The sequence below is a fragment of the Pseudoalteromonas sp. XMcav1-K genome (assembly GCF_044005875.1).
GTDB lineage: Bacteria > Pseudomonadota > Gammaproteobacteria > Enterobacterales > Alteromonadaceae > Pseudoalteromonas > Pseudoalteromonas spongiae.
The window spans coordinates 66,292-88,366 of the sequence record NZ_JBIPJE010000024.1 but is presented as its reverse complement, the minus strand read 5'-3'; the positions used below and the strand labels follow the sequence as shown (position 1 = coordinate 88,366).

Below are 22,075 nucleotides of genomic sequence, written 5' to 3'. Positions count from 1 at the left end.
AAATGAAAATTAAATTCATGCTGTTAGCATCTGTTTTTTTATCAACATCAACATTCATGCATGCACTCGAACTAAAGAATAAACAAAATCTAAAAAAGACTCCCCCTGAAATTTTAAATCAGGATAGTATTTGGGGGTTCAATAGTGAGAATCGTGAACTTATAGATATATATACTTCTGATGGGGATAAAATCACAGTTGTTGACGTAGATGGCCTAGCATATCTGGGTGATATGATCTTGGGTAGTGTCGATGACCTTCAAACTTATGGTCTTAAAATATATAAAGAAGAAGATGACAATGACCTGAAAAGAGACTGGATAGGTACGCAAGCACATACTGTATATCCATCAACGGGTAAATTATGGAGGAACGGCGTTGTTCCTTATGTCTTTGATTCTAGCTTAGGCCCTTATGCGAAACAGGCTGTAATAAGTGCAATTCAGCAATGGAATACTAAGACTAATTTGAAGTTTGTTCCCCGAACAAATGAATATGATTACATATCAGTATCTGGCGGTAGATCTTGCTCTTCATGGGTTGGTAGAGTTGGCGGGAAACAAAAAGTAACGCTTAGTGAGTTATGTGGTCTGCACGCTGCACTCCATGAACTTGGCCATGCTGTTGGATTTTTTCATGAACATACAAGGCCTGACCGAGATAGTTATGTTCAGATCAACTATCAAAATATAATAAATGGAATGGAATATAATTTTCAGCAGAAAAGCATTAGTGACAGCACTGGCAGGGGTAATTATGACTATTATTCTATTATGCATTATCCTGCTAATGCATTCACTAAAAATGGATATAACACTATAACACCGTTAGTTTCAGGTGTTGATACGAGTTATATGGGATTTGGTAACTATCTTTCTGAAAATGATATCAACGCAGCTAACACACTGTATTCTAATTATATTCCACCGACAAATGTTGAAACCTACAGGGGACAACTAAGTGGTAACGGTGATTCTGATATTCAAATAAATGGCAATTACTTTGAATTTGAGGGCGGCAATTTAAGAGCTACCCTAAAAGGCCCTAGTTCAGCTAACTTCAATTTGTATTTGTATAAATGGAACAGCCTTACCGGTAGCTGGGCTCTGACTTCAAGTTCAACAAACACCAGTTCTAACGAAACAATTTATGTTAATGTTGATCAAGGGTCTTATTATTTTCTTGTTTACTCATTAAGCGGGTATGGCAGATATGAGCTAGATATAGAAAAGTAGATTCTGCATTTTATGCGGTCTGAAATAAGACCGCTTTTGATAACTCTCAAAAATCTCTATTTGCAGTACTATAAGTAAAGTGCCAACTACGGACTTTCAATACTAATTTTTATAGATATTTTTAATTCGCATCATCGGCAACGGATTCAATGGGTTTCGGCCTATCTGAATGAAAGTAAAGCGAATTAACGTCTTGTGAAAGTTTGCATTAGGAATAGCCTGTTTCACTTCCTTAATAAAGGATTTATCTACGCCGTTTTTTATAAAGCCTAATGAGAAGTCAACCAGATCTGCTTTTCTAAACACTTCTGCAAATTCGTTGTAAGGGCCTTTATATTCAGTAATCAAATGGTGCATATCAATGATAATTTGAATTTCTTCTTTCCAGTCATCAAGACCTTGCTTTTCTAACCACTGATGACAGTCTTGATACGATGGAACAAGGTAATCTACTCTGTCGTGAGTCCACAGTGCAATATCATGGAAAACTGCGGCTATTTGAATTTTCTTACTTTCTTCCTCTGAAATATTTGGCAATAAGAAATGACAATAATTAAGCATTCTGGTTATGTGATTTCTATAGCCGTCAAAATCTTTGTTAATTACATCACGAAACTGCTCTAAAATTTCATCAACAAGTTTAAAACTAGTAACGATTGCCATGTTTCACCCTTCAATAATTAAATTAGTGCATTCATTATATTGGTATGAATATTATACGATATGGCTATAATGGCATTAAATATTACTATCTGGCCAAAATTACATGAAAGAAGTCGTCATTGTTGCTTTTGAAGGAATTAGCTTATTCCACCTTTCAGTGCCAATAGCTATTTTTGCAGACGCTGTACTCGAAGAAAAAAGATTGTTTAATGTTCGAGTCTGTTCAGAAACAAACGGAAAAATAAACTCTTCAAATGGGTTAGGCATAGATATTGAAAACGACCCCTCTATTATTCATGAAGCAGATATAATCATTATTCCAAGCTGGCAACCTGAAAAGCATCCGAGTCCACATTTGATAGAACTGCTCGTCGACGCACACAATAATAAAAAGTTAATCGTTGGTTTGTGCCTAGGAGCTTATGCACTAGCGTATAGCGGACTACTGAAAGGCAAGAAAGCAACAACTCATTGGAAATACGGAGATGATTTTAAAACAAAATTTCCTCACACCTCTTGTGATATTAACCCCCTATATTTAGCTGAAAATAACATAATCACGTCTGCTGGAAGTGCTGCAGCTATCGATTGCTGCCTTTATATTGTAAGGCACTACTACGGGGTTAAAACAGCGAACAAAATTGCCAGAGTAATGGTTTCATCTCCAGAACGTAATGGCGGACAAAAACAATATATAGAGAATCCAACCATAGAAAAGCCAAGAGATGAGCGAATTGCAACGTTGATAAGTTTTGTTATACAAAACATTACATACAATCATACTTTAGAAAGTGCAGCTACCTTCTGCATGATGAGCACTCGTAGTTTCAGTCGAAATTTTAAATCATCCAATGGGATCAGTTTTACATCTTGGTTGATTAATCTTAGGCTTAACAAAAGCTTAGAATTATTAGAATCCACCCACTTTTCTGTCACCAAAATATCAGAGAGAACTGGCTTTAGCTCTGAACAAGTGTTTCGTAAGCATTTCAATAAAAGATTTGATACAACGCCAATGTCATGGAGAAAACTATTCAATAGTTCTCACGGGAATTGAAAAGTTACTTCTACGCCTACTTTTCGCTCATGGCAGCCTGTCAGGTGAAGTTCAAACCTATTTATCGAAACTGCAAGATCAAATATGCGCTACTACATTTAATCAAATGCTAAACTGTCGAGTGCCTGTCGCCCTTCAAGTAGGGTGCAATCGGTTTTTGCCATTAGTTGCGTAAGGGTAATCGTTGGGTTTCGCCTTACAATCTCAATTAGCTCACTTGCGCTTGCTTTTGGCTTTACACTTTTTAGTTGGGTAATCACCCATAACCAACTCGGCTCATTTTGCGTTTCTGCCAATTCAATAATTAGCGCAAACTGAGGCCAATCGCCTTGCAGTCGCCAGTTTCGAGACCGCCCTTTTCGCGTTAATTTTGCGCCAGAAGCCTTAATCAGCGCTTTTAACTCATTCGCTTGCGCGATACGTCGTACAAAACTGTTTAATTGAATTTCAAGCATGTTAACGGTTGGAATTTGCAAAGCACCTCAGTGTTAACAGGCTAAATAAATGCTAACAAGGCAACGTTTTATTTATGTAGTTGTTCTACACAGTAAAATTTACGTATTGTTAGCAAATTATTAAGCTTGTTAGAAAGGTCTACAGGTTACATAAATTGATATCACACTTTAAAGCGTGATATCAATTCAGATAGCTCATGTGACAGTGCATTCAATTGCTTTAATTGCTCGGTATCTTTCATCGCGATGCCATGGAATTGGCGAGATAAATCGGCGATTTCTACTGCCGACTCATTAATATGTTGAACCACATGATTTTGCTCTTCTGTCGCGGTGGCAATTTGCTGGTTCATGTCTTTTACTTCTGTGATACGCGCATCAATTAAGTTAAGCGTTTGGCTTGATTCAACCGAGCTTTCACTCACCGCTTTTGTCGTTTCAAAACCCTGTGCCATTGCTGACAGTACGGTTTCGGTTGATTGTTGAAACTGCTCAATTTGACTGCGGATTTGCTGGGTTGAACCTTGTGTTTTGCTTGCTAGTGTTCGCACTTCATCAGCGACCACCGCAAAGCCGCGCCCCTGCTCTCCAGCACGCGCCGCTTCAATTGCGGCATTAAGCGCAAGCAAATTTGTTTGCTCTGAAATAGCATTGATCACATCAACAATCGAGTTAATCGATTCCGCTTGGTTCGCCAATTGTTGAATATCCTGATGCGCTTTTTCAATTACGCTCGTTAATGCTTTCATTGCACTGGCATTTGATTCAACTTGGCTAATGCTTTGTTTAGTGTTATCTACTGCGTGCTCACTGCTTTTCGCTGTATCAAGGGCAAGGTGCGATACTTCTGCCACTGTTGTGCCCATTTCAGTAATGGCAGAGGCTACTTGCTCACTTAAACCGTCTTGTTGGAACGCCAAATCGGTAACTCGCTCGAACGATTTAACCAGTACCTGAATATCGTTTGCAAGCTGAGTTTCAATATCTTTAAGGCGTGTGATCATACGTTGATTGTTTTCAATTACCGCATTAAATCCTTTAGCTAAAGTACCCAATTCATCATGTCGACTGTCATCAAGTCGTACCGTTAAATCACCATCTTGCTGTGCCATGGCGAGTAGTTTATCTGAAATACCTGAGATATTTTTCGAAATACGATTGGCCAACAACACCATCACAACGATAAAACCAATCGCAATCACCAAACTTACTGCCACAGTTTTAAATAGCGCGCTAGTAATTTGGTCACTCAGTTCTGCACTAGGCAATAGCGCCACTAACGTTAAACCCGTACCTTCAAGTGACTGACTTGCCACGTAATGCTGTTCACCCATTAGGTCAAGGGTGCCGATTTGCGCACTTTCAAGCTGTTTAGACTGATTAATAAGCTGCTTAAGTGGTTGGTATTTTTCAATTTTATTAAAATCAGAACCAACTAATTGTTCATTGGGATGTGCTGCGAAGGTGTTATCATCCTTAATCAAAAATACATAGCCAGCTTCACCAATCTTATTGTTTTTAATGATATCGGTAATACGGCTAATATCGTAGCCAAGACCCGTTAAACCATAGTCTTTACCGTTTAAGTTAACTTTAACGTTCGTATACGCAATCAGCTTTTTCGTTTCTTGGTGAACAGCTACCGCAAGTTGTTGCTCAATTGGCTTTTGCATAAAGGCATAAAACCATGCATCTCGCGGATCGGTTGTTGAGATGGTTTTTAAAATGCCATCATTTTGGTAGTACTTGCCTGTCACACTTGATACTAAAAAGACGACTGCCGCATTGTTTTCAATTTTTATATGCTCGAAGTAATCTTGAATTTCAGGCCATTGCTCAGCGTTTTCACCCTCTTCAACCCATTTCATCAAAAAGCTGTTTTGTTCCATGCCTTTCGCTAGTGCAAGTGGGGTGTTTAGTTCTGCACGAATACTTGCTTCAACTTTACCCAGCAAAGCAGGAAAATATGCTTGATCGTTAAATTGTTCGAAAACTCGGTTAAATTGTGCACTGCTAAATAGCGTGGACAACAAGGTGCTTAACACTAATGCAAACGTAATGGTAAGGATTAACGCATTGCGAATACTGATATTGAGACGTTTTATCATACTACTGCTATCTGTTTGATAATTAGTAACACTTGGCATCAATTGCCAGGCAAATAGGTTTGAAGTTTATTATAATTGGTACAAGATTTCGAGCGGTTAATGTTAATTTACGCAACAATGTGATGACTTATCACGCCGAATAAGTAACGTACAAACAAAGCACTATTAGAGTTTTAGGGTTATTCGACATCAACAAAGTTAACGGCGGTTAATACAATAATCGCCTCAATGCACCTTTTATAATTGAATGAATTGGTATAGATGAAGCGCCAAAAATCACTACCCTGAACAAACGTTATTTCAGGGCAGCCCGTTTATTTTTACTTTATACCGTAAATTCTGAAATAAGTGATGACAGCTCACTTGCTAAATGATTTAAGCGTTTCAGCTGTTGTTGATCTGCAACCGCTATATCATTGAACTGCTTCGATAAGTCAGCAATTTGTACTGCCGACTCATTAATATGTTGCACCACCACGTTTTGTTCTTCTGTCGCTGTGGCGATTTGCTGGTTCATATCTTTTACCGCGGTAATACTGCGGTCAATTGTGGTTAAAATTTCTGCCGATTGCGCCGACGTTTCACTTACTTTACTGGTGGTTTCATTGCCTTGTGCCATAGCATTGAGCACAATTTCGGTTGAACGTTGGAATTGATCAATTTGTCCGCGAATTTCTTGCGTCGAGCTTTGCGTTTTACTCGCAAGCGTTCTTACTTCGTCAGCAACCACCGCAAATCCACGTCCTTGTTCGCCTGCTCGCGCGGCTTCAATCGCTGCATTAAGTGCAAGTAAATTAGTTTGTTCTGAAATAGCGTTAATCACATCAACAATTGAATTAATCGACTCTGCCTGCCCTGCAAGTTCTTGAATATTTTGATACGCTTCGCCCATAACCTGGGTTAACTGGTTCATCGCCAATGTACTTGACTGCATTTGTTCGATACTTTGTTTCGTATCACTTACGGCGTCTTCGCTGGTGTTAGCAGTATCAAGTGCAAGGTTTGACACCTCAGAAACCGTAGTGCCCATTTCAGTAATAGCCGATGCCACTTGTTCACTTAGTGCATCTTGATTTGATGAAAGGCTCGTCACTTGATCGAACGAATCGACTAGGGCTTGAATGTCTTGCGCCATTTGCAATTCGATGTCTTTAAGTTTAATCACCATTTTTTGATTGTTGGCAATAACCGCATTAAACCCTCGCGCTAAGTCACCGAGTTCATCTTGACGTGAATCATCCAAACGCATGGTTAAATCGCCGCCTTGATTACCCATTTCAAGCAGTTTGCTACCAATACTTGCAATACTGCGAGACACGCGATTAGCAATCCACACCATAAGCACAATAAACACACCCGCGATTACGCTATTCACGGCAATTGTTAACATCATCGCTTTGGATATTTTGCTGCTCATTTCACTGGTTGGCATCAATGCAACCAACTGCCAACCGATGTCTTCTAAATTTTGCGTAGCTGCAAAATAGGTTTCGTTATCAAGTTTAATTTTTTCTAATTGCGTTTGCTGTGAAGCTGAATGAGACAGTAGCGCTGATAATGGTGAGTATTTGTTGATAGCTTGATAATCTTTACCCACAAACGCTTGGTTTGGGTGTGCAGCAATTTTGCCATCTGGGCGCAATAAAAATACATACCCTGTTTTGCCAATTTTATTCTGGTTTACAATATCGATAATTTTACTGATGTCGTAACCTAGACCAGTGAGACCTAAATCTTGCCCATTAGCGTTCACTTTTACATTAATAAAGGCGGTTAAGCGTTTTGACTGCTCGTCTACATCAACAGCCACTTGTTGGGTATTTGACGAGCGCATAAACTGAAAAAACCAACTGTCGCGATCACTACTTGCCGATAGCGTTTTTAAAATGCCATCGTTTTGATAGTAGTTTAAGCTTTGCTGCGATACCCAAAACACAACGGCTGCGTCATTGGTATTTTTAACATTGGCAAAATACTGTTGAATGCGGGGCCATTCATCGTTTTTTTCGCCTTTTAACGCCCAATCAATTAAAAAGTCATTTTGCGCAAGTGCTTTCGATAACGCGATGGGCGTATTAAGTTCAGCACGAATACTGGCTTCTACTTTGCCAAGTAACGCCGGAAAATATTCCTGCTCGTTAAACTCATCGAACACAGAATTAAATTGATTACTGCTAAAAAGCGTTGAGAAAAGTGTACTTAAAACAAGTGCAAGTGTGATGGTGGCAATAAGTGCATTGCGAATGCTGATATCTGAAAGCTTCATGAATTGTTATTTTGGTTTTGGGTATAAAAAGCATAGACCAAAATTATCAATGTTATATGTTTTAAAACGAAATATTGCTAAAATAACAATAAAAAATCGCCAGCACTAAATGCTGGCGATTCTGACATTTGCTAAGCGCTATTGAGTCTATTTACTCAATAAATGTTGCTCAAGCCACTGCTCTTGCTCCCAAAGCACGTGCAAAATACTCTCTCTTGCACGATAGCCATGGCCTTCATATGGTAACATTACCAATCTTGCTTCTTTACCTAAGCCTTTAAGCGCATTATACATACGCTCAGACTGCATTGGATAAGTACCAGAGTTTGGATCGTCTTTACCATGGATCATTAACATAGGCTCATTAATTTTTTCCGCATGGAAAAACGGTGACATTGCTGAATACACGGCTTGTCCCTGCCAAAAATCACGTTCTTCACCCTGGAAACCAAACGGTGTTAATGTACGATTATATGCGCCACTTCGCGCAATACCGGTTTTGAATAGGTCACTGTGAGCTAACAAATTCGCTACCATAAATGCACCATACGAGTGACCCGCAATGGCTATGCGTGATTCATCGGCTACGCCTTTTTCAACCAGCGTATCAACCGCAGCCTGTGCACTGCTCACTAATTGCGTTCTAAAAGTATCATTAGGCTCACTGCCATCAACACCGACAATCGGCATTTTTGGATCATCAAATACCGCAATGCCTTTAGCTAAATACGGCATCGGTCCCCAATAGCCAATATAGGTGAATTCATATGGTGAATCACGTACTTGTGATGCAACTGCTTTATCTTTGTATTCAAGCGGGTAAGCCCACATCAACACAGGCACTTTGCCGCCTTTGTAATCTGCAGGTAAATACAAAGTGCCACTAAGTTCCACACCATCATCACGGGTATAGCTAATTTGCTCTTTTTTAATGTTTTTAAAGTCTGGGTAAGGGTGAGCGAATTCGGTAAATTGCGTCAGCGTATTTTGTTTTAAGTCACGAATGTAAAAATTCGGTTGCTCTGTTTTAGATTCACGAAGTGTAATCAGTTTTTCACCTGCGTCATCAAGCACCGCACGCACACGTTCATAGTATGGCGCTTCGCTTTGCCAAACACGCTTTGACGATGCTGTTTTAATATCAAACTGGTCTAAAAACGGAATATTGCCTTTTTCTGATGCGCCAGTACCAGTTAGCATCATGTATCGCTCGCCAACCACTTTCACCGCGCGCGTACCAAACTCGGTTTGTTCGTAAACAAAGTTACCAGGGTCGTTATACGCGTCGTTATACGAGCGTTCATTAAACAGTACGCGCGGGCCGTCAGGGTTTTCTGGATTGATAATTTGCGTGCGAATCTTTCTGTCGCTAAAACGCCAGTCACTCAACATAGCAACATTATCATTCGCCCATTCAATGCCAGCAAAACGGCGCTCAACTTTTGCAAAGAGCTTTGGTTCACTGTTAAACGGTGCTTTCCAACTATAAACGAAGTCATGAAATGGCACGTCAGTTTTCATTGAGCCGTTATCTTGCGCCTGTGCCCATACTAGCGTTGCTGGTTTATCAGCACGCCATGAAAAACTACGGCGATCTGTTCTTACACTGTCAAAGCCTTGCGGAATATTTTCGGCAAGCGTTTGTTTTTCAACACTTGCTACAGGCTTTCCTTTTGTATCGATTACTTGCCAGTTAGTTGCAAAACGTGAATAAGGCACTAAATAAGAAAACGGTACTTCTATTTGCCCAAGTAAAATGTAGTCACTGTTAGGCGAAGGTACAAAAGAGCGAATAACGCCCGGCTTTGCCAACTTTGTAACATTACCGCTAAGCGACACTTTAGCTAACTGGCCTAAGCCATAAAACGAAAAAAGTGCCTTATCGTGTGGTGTTTGCAGTAAATTTTGATATGTACGTACTGGTGCTTTTTCGCCACTTGTTTGCGATATAACGGGTACAATCGACGCATTTTCTGCTGACGGAGCTTGGTTATTGGCATTCGCGGCAAGGTTAATTAATAACCCCTCACTATTAGGTAACCAAGTATAGGGGCGTGACGTAATCACCGAATTAAGCGGTGCGTTATCAACAGCGATCAAACGGCGCTCTGAAATATTAAAAAGGTATAACTGTGCCGTATGCGCTTGCTCAATAAAAAATGCAAGATGTTGACTGTCGGGAGACCACGATGGTGATAAAATACGTCCCTCTGGCAAGCCTTTAACCGTAAAGTTTTGACCATTTTCTAAGTGTTTAAACGTAATAGACAGATACTTTGAACGAGGTCGCGCTCGCGAGAAGTTTTTAGGATTTAACTTAATACCTGCAAGTTTAAGTTCTGGTTTAGCAAGCTCTTGCAGTGTTGCAATACGTTGACGCTCCAAAAACGCCATCCATTGATTATCGGGCGATAATCGCGTTGTTGGCGCTAGTTTCGCATCAACTAAATCGGCTAATGCTTTACTTGGTGTTTGATAGCTATCTTGCTCATTAGCATGAGCAAACGAACCACAAAACACACCAGCAACAACCAATAATTTAAGTAGTTTCATTACTGTTCCTTGGTAGTGATTTTATTATTCAAGCAAACGAGAAGTGATATAAGCTTAATTTTGCAGCCTACTTTAGCCTTCCCTTCCTTACTTTTTATTTTAATTGATTACCATTCAATCATTTGAATCGTAAAACGACTTCAAGACTATTGATTATAATTAGCTTACTCAAGCAATTGCGTTAAATTTACGATAAAATGCGCCGATTATATTTTTGTTGAGAAACACCGTGAAAGTTCTTGTTATTGGTTATGTGTGGCCGGAACCTAAATCATCAGCTGCAGGCAGCCATATTTTGTCGATTATGCACACATTTTTAGAGCAAGGCTGGCAGGTAGAATTTGCCTCACCTGCGCAAAAAACGCCACATATGTTTGACCTTAACAGCATTCACGTTTCAAGCGCTGAAATTACCCTAAATTGTGACAGTTTTAACGACTATATTGCGGCTTTTAACCCAGATATTGTGATGTTTGACCGCTTTATGATGGAAGAACAATTTGGCTGGCGTGTCGATACATACTGCCCTAACGCGTTGAAAATCCTTGATACGGAAGATTTACAGAGCGTTAGAAACGCACGCCATTTAGCACACAAAGCGGGACGCGCATTAACAACACAAGACTGGTCATCTGATCTGGCAAAGCGTGAAATTGCGGCCATTTTGCGCTGTGATTTATCACTTATTATTTCAGACTATGAAATGAACTTGTTGCAAGCACAATATAAGCTTGAGCCAAGTTTATTGCATCATCTGCCTTTTATGTTTGATACCGATAAGTTGTCAGAGAACCCAAGCTTTCAAGAGCGCCAGCACTTTGTCACCATAGGTAATTTTCGCCACGCACCAAACTGGGATAGTGTGTTATTTTTGCAGCAAATTTGGCCACAGATCCGTAAACAACTTCCAACCGCAGAACTACATATCTATGGTTCGTATCCACCACCAAAAGCCACGGCTATTTCTAATGAAAAAACCGGTTTTATTGTAAAAGGCTGGTGCGATGACGCCTATGAAGTAATAAAAAATGCCAAAGTGATGTTAAGTCCACTGCGTTTTGGTGCTGGTATAAAAGGAAAGTTTTTAGATGCCATGGTGTGTCAAACCCCTTCTATCACAACCCCAATTGGTATTGAAGGCATGTTCGACAGTGAAAACTGGCCCGGTCTTGTGAGTGAGCACGCTGAAAATATTGTTACTGATGCCGTAAATTTATATTCGAATAGTGCACTGTGGCAACAAAAATCATCTTTGTGCCATAACAAGCTGATTGAAAAATTTGCTAAAGCACCGCTAGCTTGCGACTTAATTGAAAAAATCAATTCGCTACGTAATGATTTAGAACAACATCGTTTGAATAACTTTACCGGACAAATGCTTAAACATCATATGCATGCGAGCACAAAATATATGTCGCAATGGATCACTGAAAAAAACAAATCGCGACATAACGACGAATAAAAAACGATATACATAAAAAGAGCATTATTAATAATTTAACATTATTGCCCATTTACAAAGAGTAACAATTCTCATTATATGACAGTTATATTACAATGTAACATATTGTACTTACTTTACTCTAAATCGTTTCAAACCGTATGAATCTTAAGCAAAAACTGTTATTTTCGTTTTTAGCACAGGCATTAGTGCCAGTGTTTATAATTACTCTTATCGCAATTACAATTTCTAATAATGCACTTGAACAACAAGCATTTAATCAATTAACGTCAATCAAAAACATCAAAGCGACGGAAATACGTAATTACTTTGCCCAAAGTAAAGCCGATTTATCGTTAATTGCATCGTCATGGACCAACATGGATGATGTAACAAACGCAGAATTAGCTGAGCAAAAGCAAGACTACTTTAAGCGCTTTATCGAAACCAATCAGTATTACGATTTATTCTTAATTGATTTAAATGGTGATATTTTTTACAGCGTTACAAAAGAATCAGACTATCAAACAAATTTGCTTGATGGCCCTTATGCGCAATCTGGCTTGGCAAGCCTGTTTAACAAAACAATGCTAAACCAGAGCTTTAATATTATCGATTTTTCGGCCTACGCACCGAGTAACAATGAGCCCGCTGCTTTTATCGCACAGCCAATTAGACAAAACGGCGAAATTAAAGGTGTGATTGCGTTACAACTATCAATCACCAAAATTAACACGTTAATGCAGCAACGCGCAGGTATGGGTGAAACTGGTGAGTCGTATATTGTTGGGCAAGATCATCGCATGCGCTCTGACTCATTTTTAGACCCCGTTGGCCGCAGCGTTAAAGCGAGTTTCGCTGGTAATATAACCGATAATGGCGTTAGCACGCTTGCTGTAACCAAAGGGCTGAGCGGCATCAGTAATACCGAAATTATTCAAGACTATAATGACAACGCTGTCTTATCGGCATATATGCCAATCAACTTTGCCGACATAAACTGGGTGCTTATATCAGAAATTGATGCCGCCGAGGCCTTTGCTGCAACCGCAACATTAAAATCATCAATTTTAATAATTTCGCTGTTTAGCTTAGTGTGTATTGTTGTTACTGCACTACTTATTACCCGCTCAATTTTAAAACCAATTGGTGGCGAACCAAAAGACATTCATAAACTGGCGATGAAAATCGCTGATGGTGATTTAACACACCAATTTGGCAATCAGTACACCTTTGGTTTGCTTAACTCAATGAAAAAAATGAACCAAAGTTTACATAGCATTATTAGTTCAATTATCTCTTCAAGCCAACAACTAACAGGCATGGCGTCGCAAACAAGCTCAACCAGTATTCAAGCCAAATCAAGCTTAGAGGAGCAACACGTTAGTATTGAACGCGTATCTGCTGCAATGCACGAAATGACCATTACCATTGAAGAAGTGGCAAATAACGCTAAAGATTGCTCTGAACAAACACAGCTGGCAAGCCTTAAAAGCAAAGAAGCGAACCGTGATATTCATGAGGCACTCAGTGCAATCGAACAGTTAGAAACCTCGTTAAACCAAGCTAACAGTGTTATTAATCAAGTAGAACGAAAAAGTATTGGCATAAACTCGGTGCTAGAAGTGATTCAAAGCGTTACTGAGCAAACCAACTTACTTGCGCTAAACGCCGCGATTGAAGCAGCCCGCGCAGGTGAACAAGGCCGCGGCTTTGCCGTGGTGGCAGATGAAGTTAGACAACTTGCCTTCAAAACGCAGCAATCTACGGCCAATATTGAGAAAATAATTCACGAATTACAATCAGATACACAATGTGCCGTTACTGCGATAGAGCAAAGTACCGAGCTTGCTAATACCACATTTGAAAAAGCCAAAAACAGTGAAGCAACCATGCACGATGTTTTAGCTGATATGGATATGATGACGCAAAATACCGAAGCAATTGCAACGGCGGCTGCGCAACAAAGTATTGCTGCTGAAGAAATAACCCAAAGCATTACCGCAATAAACAATGCAGCACTTGAAAACGCCGCAGGCGCAGAACTCATTGCTGACGCCAGTTTACAGCTAAAAGCGCTCACCGATGAATTAAATGTGATCGGGTCTAAATTTAGACTTAGCTAAACTGAATTAATAATTTAAGTGCCCAAGTTTTTGAAAGTGATCCGCTTTTAAGAACCTGGGCACTTTGTCTAATACAATTTGGTTTTATTGGCTTAGAATCAGTGATAAGTAACACTCATCACTTGCTTCTATCTTCTAATTCATCAAATGTTTCAACCGAAATGCGCTCGGCTATAGCTCGCATCTTCTGCATTTGATGGGGGTTACAATTACCCCAAAATTGTTGCCAATGTTGGCGTGAATGCCACTTAGCAACTGTGAGTATTTTTTCAGGATCATCACTTGAACGCAGCATAAAACTACCCAGCGCGCCCTCTACCGTACTATGAATCGTTTCGGTTGTTGTACGCCAAATTGTTTGAAATGCTTGTTGCTGCGCTACGGGCACTTTCCATTCGTATACCACTCTAAACATATTATTCCCTTAAAGTTATACCGATGACGTGTTGTGTCAGATTCTGGTGCAAAACTAGATAGGTGATTTTACAAAGGTGAAGAAGATTTACAACGTTAGCAAAATCACGATTACTAAATTGAGAATTTTACTTAAAAAATCTAACCATAAATACAGCGTTTAGTTAACGATAATTCTGATTCTGAAATCACACTTTGGGCTGTCGGAATATAACGCTTTTTAATTAACTGAATTTCGTTACTTTGATTTAATTCAATCAGCGCATTTTGTAGTTTCTCGACTATTTCAATCGGCATTGCCAAATTAAGCGCTAAATAATTGCCCAGTAATGCCTCATCGCTTATTACAAATACAGGTTCAACTTCGTGCAATGCGAGTCTATCGCTGTCTATGTGGTATTGAAGTGTATTAGCGGATGCAATAAATAAATCTAACTTCCCTTTTTTAAACGCGTCAACTTCGCCAAATTTTTCTGAGTAAATAACGTAATTAACGTTTTCTTGCATGCCCCAATTTTGCAGCACGTGTTCATAAACATCGCCTTTGTTTAATCCCACTGTGTAATGGTTAAGCTGTTGTTTTGACGCAATGCTAATGTCGCTCCGATGAGCTAACTTGTAAAAACATGCGGGACTCGACACTAATGGCCCAACCCATTGAAAATGTGCTTCGCGGTCTGGTAATCGGGAAGTCGAAACCAGCCCAGCAAAACGTTTTGATAATGACAATGCCATGGCACGCTGCCAAGGATACATTTTAAATTTGCACTTTATACCTGCGACTTCGCATGCACGGGCAACAATATCATGATTAATGCCTTTGATTTTATCGCCCTCTCGAAAGTTGTATGGCGGAAAGTGTTCCGTATAAATAGTGACTGTTACATTCTCATACGCCTGCACAAGATTACTAAAACATACAGTTATAATGACAAGTTTGACTATCCAGTTCACGTTTACACCTCAATATCCTTTTCATACCAAACCATACTATTCGCACATTAATACATCGGCAAACAATACTAATAGGCCGTACCTAACCAATTAGTTACACATTACAGCACGTCATTCCATAACAATCAGCCTTGCGCTTTGATCTATGTTACTTTAACGTTAACATAAAATTAATAATTTATTTTATAAATTACCTTTGTTATCAATATGTATAAATTGATGGATGTTTTATTGATCTTGACCCGGATTTATTACAATTGTTGATATTTAACATAAACAAAACTAGACAAACCGTAAATAAAACATAAAATTTGCGAGTCATCACTGTATATGTAGATTTAAAACCTTGAACACAGCTAGTTTTACGCAAAAACGCCGCTTTATTGTAAAGCTTGGTAAAATGCTGCACAAATTCGGTACACCTGCTTACCGACTAGAAGCTCATCTAGAAAATTTAGCAACATTTTTAGGCTTAAAAGCGTCGTTTATAATTACACCAACCGCATTAACATTTGTTATCTGGACAGAAGGCCACGAAGACGAATATACCCATGCGGCGCGTGTTGCCCCAGGTGAATTAGACCTAGGCGCGCTTGCACGCAGTGATGAACTAGTCGATAAACTAACTGACTACACAATTACCTTAGAACAAGCCGACCACGCACTTGATGAAATAGCGAATTTACCTAACCCATACAACCGCTTTGTTACGGGTATTGCATTTGTTATGTCAGGCGGTGCATTTGCCATGCTAATGGGAACAAGTTGGAATGATGTACTTTGGTCAACGTTAATTAGCGGTGTTATTTATTTGTTTGTGCTGTGGTCAGAACGTTCGAAACGTGTTGCCCATATGCTTGAAGCTGTGGTTTCTATTGTTGCCGCCATCTTAGCGTGCGCGATAAGCGTTTACATCGACCCTGGCATCAATATACGCATGGTTATATTATCCGCCATCATTGTATTTATACCGGGCTTAGCGTTAACACTTGGTCTGGCTGAATTATCTGCACGTCATTTAGTTTCTGGTACTGCGCGCGTAATGGATGCCTTAATGCTGCTCTTTAAGCTCTATTTTGGCGCATTTTTAGGTATTGCAGTAGGCTTTTCGCTATTTGGTCAAACCGACTTTGTTGCACCACCACAAATGCCAAAATGGACTGCTTGGCTTGCCATCGCTATTTTATGTATGAGCTTAATCGTTATCTTTCGTACCAAAGCGAAACATGCAGTGTGGTCAATTGTGGCGGGGTTTGTCGCTTATGGCGCAAGTATTGCGGGCGCCCTGTATTTAGATTATGCACTCGGCACATTTGTTGGTGCGTTTGCTGTTGGTGTTTATAGTAACTTCTTTACACGTGTTGCCAATGCACCCGCATGTATTGTAGCAATGCAAGGTTTGATCGTATTGGTTCCCGGAAGTAAAACCTATATCGGATTAAACTCGTTAATCTCAGGGCAAGAGTTTATTGCAAGCACAGGTATTGGCCAACAAACGTTTCTTATTTTTATGTCTCTTGTTGCCGGACTCATATTTGCAAACGTGGCATTACCTCCAAAGAAAAGCCTTTAATATATATGAGTCGCCAACCTAGGCGACTCACTTTTTCCACCAGCATTATTCATTAACCATGTTACGGCTAACTCAAGCCTTAAATAGCTTTTTTAATATCATGAGATCAAACGACTCATTGCTCGAACGATCTGAGCCCGCTTTTTACTCCGACTTCATTTGACAAAAAATACCAACACCATAAGAAAATCCAATTAATTAGAGAGCCTTGCTCTTAGCCGTATAACTTCTTTCAAATATAAGCTTCTTTCAAATCAAAACGTGTTGTACCAAGCTGTATGTTTGTTTTTTGAATCGCGTTATCACTTTGGTTATGTAAAACAACTAACGTGTAATGGCTCAGCTTTCTATATATGCTTTCTGTCTCAGCCTTTTTTAAATACCTTCATCGGCGGCAAAAATTAAAAACAAAACTCAATACCTTCTCATTTGTATAGCCCGTTAACTCTGTACACACACAAAAATGGAGGTAAGTGCTTTTCGAATAATTAATTTTTACAAACCTAATTTAGACATTTTTACGGTAGTGCTATATCAAGCGCTGATTACCATCAACTTAGTAAAAGCGAAAAGTGAACGACACAACCCACTTGTTACTTAAAAGGCTTATTTTTAAAACGGCCAATCAAGCATCGTACTCAGCGATAGTTTTTATAGCGACCACATAGAAATTTAACAATTAAACAACACATAAACCCTTTTTCATCCGATTTCAATATCGAATAAGCATATGAATCAATTAATATTCTACAAATTTTGTTAAATAAACTTAATTTATTAAAAACGAACCAAACTACAAGCTATTGTTTTTGATATTTATTTTAAATTAAATTTTATAATTCATAACTATTCATAACCAATCAATACGATTCACAACTAATCATGTAGCTATTACCCCAGCTTAAAACACATTCCGCATCGGGCAATTGTTAACGGTGTGTGATTTAAGCAAACAGTTACCGTTAAAAAATAACAACTGATGGTTTTTACATCGCAAGGGGAAACAATGGCTATATCTACTAAGAATAAATTAAGCCTAGCTATTAGTCAGGCATTATTGGCAGCGAGCTTAAGCACAACATATGTACACGCTGCAGAAGAAAACACTGCTGAACAAAGCGACGTTGAGGTAATTCAGGTCCGCGGGATCCGTGGCAGCTTAGTGAAATCACTTAATACTAAACGTTTTTCGGGTTCGGTTGTTGATGCCGTAACCGCTGAAGACATTGGCAAATTTCCAGACCAAAACGTAGCAGAATCGCTTCAACGTATTACCGGCGTATCGATTTCACGTAATTTTGGTGAAGGTGAGCGAGTTAGTATTCGTGGTACGTCTGAAAGCCAAAACAGAACATTATTAAATGGCCAAGCTGTAGGCTCAGTAGATTGGTGGACAAACTCCCCTGCTAGTCGTGGTTTTAATTACACTATGCTTCCTTCAGAAATTGTATCTGGACTTGAAGTGTATAAGTCACCAGAAGCCGATATTGATGAGGGCTCTATTGGTGGTACAGTGATCGTTCGTACCCGTAAACCACTAGAATTAGAAGCCAATAAAATCGCTGGTAGCTTAATGGCGCAACACAGTGAAGTATCAGGTGAAACTGACCCACAACTAAGTGGCTTATATTCATGGAAAAATGAAGACGAAACCTTTGGTGCACTAATCTCAGTGGTACGTCAGCAACGCAATTTACGCCGAGATGGTATTGAATCATGGAGCTGGACGCATCGCGATATTGAAATGGAAGATGGTACAGTTCATAAGAATGTTTATAGTTCTGGTGGCGGTGGGTCAGCCATGTTTTCGCAAGAGCGTGTCCGCACTGGTTTCAATGCATCAATACAATACCGTCCAAGTGATGCCTTAGACATTACCTTTAATGCCCTTGATTCAACATTAGAAGCTAACAATGAGAACCAAAACTTCTTGTGGTTACCTGGCTACGGCGGTTCAAAATATCAAGACGTGACTATTATTGATCATGACAAAGTTGGCAAAATGCTTATTGCAGGCACACTCGGTTTATCGCCAGATGGCAATAATATTCTTGATGAGACCAAAGTGCGTAACTCTGAACTTAGCACTGAGTCATATGATTTAAAAGCAGATTATCAAGGTGATATTTGGCAAACCTCAGTACACTTAGGTTATACCAAAGGCTCAGGTGGTTCACACGCTGACCGTAGCGTTGGTTGGGGTGGTAACTACGTGCATTCGTATGATGCGTCAAGCGTTGAAGATATAAAAACTAGCTATAGCGCTGATCCCGCTGATGGCACTAAATGGTCACTTGATTTCTTGCGTTACGATCAAAATAACGCCAAAGACGATGAGCATTATGTACAAGTAGACTTTAACCGTCCAGTTGATGTTGCGGTATTTAATAATATTAAGTTTGGTGCTAAATATCGTGACCACAGTCGCTATAATGAGAAACGTCAAACTGCAACACGTACTGATTTAGGCTGGTCATTAGCCGATTATTCGCTCCAAATGCCGTCAGATTATCTATCGGGTTTAGGCTCAAATGGTACACTTAAAAACTACGCCATTACTGATTCAAACAAAGTACGTCGTGAAGGTGATGCCCTAGGTTGGCAATACAACTTATTAAAAGCAAGTACCTTTGAAGTAGAAGAGCAAATCTTGGCTGGTTACATTAAGGCGGATATTGACGCAGATAGCCTGCGCGGTAACTTAGGCGTACGTTTAGTACAAACAAACCAAGATACAGGCGCTTACGTTGGTGAAAATTGGCAAACGCAATCAAAAGACTATTTTGACGTTCTACCAAGCCTTAACTTAGCGATTGATTTAGATGATGACCTTATTATGCGACTTGCAGCTGCACGCGTAATGTCTCGCCCAGATTATAATTCAATGACACCATCTACTTCTTACAACCTAGAAACTAAAACCGGCACAGGTGGTAACCCAGATATCGACCCGTATCGTGCAAATCAGTTTGATGTAAGTATTGAATGGTACTTTGATGAAGCAAGTTTGTTCTCAGCGGCCCTATTCCACAAAGATATTCAATCTTTCTTAGACTCACAGCTAACGCTTGAAACTCACGAAGGTGTTGGTATATTGGTAAATCGCCCGGTAAATGGTCGTAGCGGTACAATTCAAGGTTTAGAGCTTGCAGTGCAGCACGATATTTATCAAGGCCTAGGTGTAATGGCTAACTACACCTATGTTGATGGTGAAGCGAAAGGTCCAAATGGTGAAGATATCACTATTCCTGGTAACTCTGAGCACACGATTAACCTAAGTGCATACTATGAAAATGAGTACCTAAACGGTCGTATTTCATACAACTACCGCACAGGCTATGATACAGGTCTTGGTTGGCCGGGTTATGTAGACGATTACGGACAAATTGATGCCAATCTTAACTACAACGTAACCGAGAACATTACATTAGTATTTGAAGCCATTAACTTAACCGACGAGCATACCTTTAGCTACCAAGAAAAAGGCGTAGAACAAGCACTAACCGGTGTTTATGCCGATGGCCGTCGCTATGTTGCAGGTGTTCGATTTAATTTTTAATTCTGAAAAAGAGTTTCACTGCGCTTAATTGCGCAGAGCTAACACAGGACTGCCCCCTATTAGAAAACTCTTACACTTCAGAACCCCCCAAAACAGCGAATGTAATGTTCGCTGTTTTTTTTGCTTTCAATTATTGCGCTACAAGCCATTAAAATTTCTTAAAAAAGTCGAAATATCAATTCAATTCCGCAGTAAGTTTGCGTATTCTTAACCCACTTTTTCGTTTTTTCGTTGCAAAACGTTTAAACCCCTTAGTCGATATTTGGTTTTGTCATTGCGTTATCTAATTACGACATTGTTGTTACTGTGTTTTTCGCTTATGCATTTCGGCTTGAAAGCCGACTTATTGAGCGCGTCAGTTAACTATACCAACGGCGAATATCAAAAAGCCTTAGATGAATTTTCACAGCTTGCAAAACTTGGTAATAGCGATGCAATGTTTAATATTGCCGTTATGCATTTACACGGCCGTGGCTTAAAAAAAGATATTAACAAAGCATATGCATGGTTTTCACTTGCCGGCGAATTCGGAATAACCGATGCTAAAAACACCGCAGAGTACATCGCCACGCAAACACAAAACAGTGACGCTTTACACCAAGCAAAGCAACAACTCGACTCTGAACTTAGCTATCAACGCTATGTGAACACATTAGCACCCCAATTTAACGAAACATTTAACACTTTAATTCAACCAATAAAGTCATTTAATGTTGATCCTGTGTATCCAGAACACGCGGTCGACCGCGGTATTGAAGGATGGGTATGGGTTGAATACGATATTGACGGTGCAGGATCCGTGGTCAACGCGCAAATCATTGATAGCTACCCGCAAAAAACATTTGATAACGCCATGCTAATGGCGTTAAAACGCTGGCGCTTTAAGCAAAGCGAGCAACTTCCCATCAAACGTCGTAGTTTGCTTTATCACTTCACCACATTTAAAGGTAAACGTTATCAGCAAGGGTTTTCGCGCCAGCAACGTGAATATCAAAAACACATTGCTGAAGTCATTGAACAGGCGGAGAATGGCAATGCTTTGTGGCAATACCGCATTGCACAATGGCTTACTACCGATAAACACAACGCCTCTAAATTGCTTAAATACCATTGGCCAAAAGAAAGCGAAGCGCAAAATCTTATGCTAAATGCTGCAAAAAATGGTTATCCCTTCGCGCAATATCGTATTGCAACACAGTTACTTGCCGGCGATAAAACCGCCCAAGACCGTAAAAAAGGACTTAACTGGCTGTTACTGAGCGCTCAAAATGGTTTTGCATCGGCGCAGTACCGTTTAGGCATCGAGTTATTAGTTAAAAAATCAGTTCATTACGATATGGAAAAAGCGCGCTTATGGTTAACCCAAGCAAGTGATAAAGGCCATCTGCTTGCAAAAGCCGCGCTCACCCGACTGGCTCTTAGCCAAGCTAATATTTCAGTAAGCGAATACAAAACACTGCATCAGCAAATCGATTCTGTGCTACAACAAAACGCGAATAACGCCGAAGCCTGGTACTTAAAGGCTAAACTTTCTTATCAACAAAATGACATTTCAAGTGCAAAAAAACAGCTAGACAGAGCAATTGATAACGCCAATGCGCAAAAAATTGATCTCAGTGAAATGAAAGCACTGAAACGAAAGCTTACTGCTAAACCTTAAGCTAAGATTTA

14 protein-coding genes are annotated in these 22,075 nt (G+C 39.7%); 7 read left to right on the top strand and 7 right to left on the bottom strand.

From position 1 onward, the window contains the following. Positions 1-2: 2 nt before the first annotated feature. Entirely contained in the window at positions 3-1,235 is a 1,233-nt protein-coding gene (locus tag ACHSBP_RS02650; protein ID WP_158523461.1) for a M12 family metallopeptidase, read from the top strand. A 102-nt stretch (positions 1,236-1,337) separates the two neighbouring features. Here the strand turns inward: ACHSBP_RS02650 and ACHSBP_RS02645 are convergent, their stop codons facing one another. Then, positions 1,338-1,898: an HD domain-containing protein gene (locus tag ACHSBP_RS02645; RefSeq protein WP_010559321.1), complete on the bottom strand. Its 561-nt coding sequence runs from the start codon at positions 1,896-1,898 to the stop codon at positions 1,338-1,340. Between the two features lie 103 nt (positions 1,899-2,001). Here ACHSBP_RS02645 and ACHSBP_RS02640 point away from each other — a divergent pair, with 103 nt between their 5' ends. Next, on the top strand, positions 2,002-2,955 hold the full coding sequence (locus tag ACHSBP_RS02640) for a GlxA family transcriptional regulator (RefSeq protein WP_010559322.1): 954 nt from the start codon (positions 2,002-2,004) through the stop codon (positions 2,953-2,955). Between the two features lie 98 nt (positions 2,956-3,053). Here ACHSBP_RS02640 and ACHSBP_RS02635 read toward each other — a convergent pair whose 3' ends face one another. The 4 genes from ACHSBP_RS02635 to ACHSBP_RS02620 all read right to left on the bottom strand — a co-directional run bounded on the left by ACHSBP_RS02635 (position 3,054) and on the right by ACHSBP_RS02620 (position 10,337). After that, the gene (locus ACHSBP_RS02635; protein ID WP_010559323.1) at positions 3,054-3,431 is read right to left on the bottom strand and encodes a ribosome recycling factor family protein; all 378 of its coding nucleotides are present in this window, start codon (positions 3,429-3,431) and stop codon (positions 3,054-3,056) included. A 140-nt stretch (positions 3,432-3,571) separates the two neighbouring features. Continuing rightward, positions 3,572-5,518, bottom strand: a complete 1,947-nt coding sequence (locus tag ACHSBP_RS02630; protein ID WP_148665283.1) for a methyl-accepting chemotaxis protein — start codon at positions 5,516-5,518, stop codon at positions 3,572-3,574. 325 nt (positions 5,519-5,843) lie between these two features. After that, on the bottom strand, positions 5,844-7,784 hold the full coding sequence (locus ACHSBP_RS02625) for a methyl-accepting chemotaxis protein (protein WP_395388092.1): 1,941 nt from the start codon (positions 7,782-7,784) through the stop codon (positions 5,844-5,846). Positions 7,785-7,931: 147 nt separating this feature from the next. After that, a complete protein-coding gene (locus ACHSBP_RS02620) occupies positions 7,932-10,337 on the bottom strand; it encodes a prolyl oligopeptidase family serine peptidase (protein WP_395388091.1) in 2,406 nt (801 codons plus the stop codon). Between the two features lie 229 nt (positions 10,338-10,566). On the opposite strand from ACHSBP_RS02620, the gene ACHSBP_RS02615 reads away from it, so the two are divergent. Both ACHSBP_RS02615 and ACHSBP_RS02610 read left to right on the top strand, forming a co-directional pair. Further along, positions 10,567-11,799, top strand: coding sequence for a glycosyltransferase (locus ACHSBP_RS02615; protein ID WP_395388090.1), 1,233 nt, complete (start codon positions 10,567-10,569; stop codon positions 11,797-11,799). 140 nt (positions 11,800-11,939) lie between these two features. Then, positions 11,940-13,904 carry a methyl-accepting chemotaxis protein gene (locus ACHSBP_RS02610; RefSeq protein ID WP_395388089.1) on the top strand — a complete coding sequence of 655 codons (1,965 nt, stop codon included), beginning with the start codon at positions 11,940-11,942 and terminating at the stop codon, positions 13,902-13,904. A gap of 118 nt (positions 13,905-14,022) precedes the next feature. On the opposite strand, the gene ACHSBP_RS02605 is transcribed toward ACHSBP_RS02610, so the two are convergent. Next, positions 14,023-14,319, bottom strand: coding sequence for an antibiotic biosynthesis monooxygenase (locus ACHSBP_RS02605; RefSeq protein WP_010559329.1), 297 nt, complete (start codon positions 14,317-14,319; stop codon positions 14,023-14,025). Positions 14,320-14,459: 140 nt separating this feature from the next. Beyond that, positions 14,460-15,272, bottom strand: coding sequence for a substrate-binding periplasmic protein (locus tag ACHSBP_RS02600; RefSeq protein WP_395388088.1), 813 nt, complete (start codon positions 15,270-15,272; stop codon positions 14,460-14,462). 346 nt (positions 15,273-15,618) lie between these two features. On the opposite strand from ACHSBP_RS02600, the gene ACHSBP_RS02595 reads away from it, so the two are divergent. The 3 genes from ACHSBP_RS02595 (at position 15,619) to ACHSBP_RS02585 (ending at position 22,064) form a co-directional block, all read left to right on the top strand. Next, a complete protein-coding gene (locus ACHSBP_RS02595) occupies positions 15,619-16,845 on the top strand; it encodes a threonine/serine exporter ThrE family protein (RefSeq protein WP_395388087.1) in 1,227 nt (408 codons plus the stop codon). A gap of 1,006 nt (positions 16,846-17,851) precedes the next feature. Continuing rightward, complete coding sequence (locus ACHSBP_RS02590; protein WP_395388086.1) at positions 17,852-20,404, top strand: TonB-dependent receptor; 2,553 nt, start codon at positions 17,852-17,854, stop codon at positions 20,402-20,404. A gap of 274 nt (positions 20,405-20,678) precedes the next feature. Then, positions 20,679-22,064, top strand: a complete 1,386-nt coding sequence (locus ACHSBP_RS02585; RefSeq protein ID WP_148665282.1) for a TonB family protein — start codon at positions 20,679-20,681, stop codon at positions 22,062-22,064. Positions 22,065-22,075 lie beyond the last annotated feature (11 nt).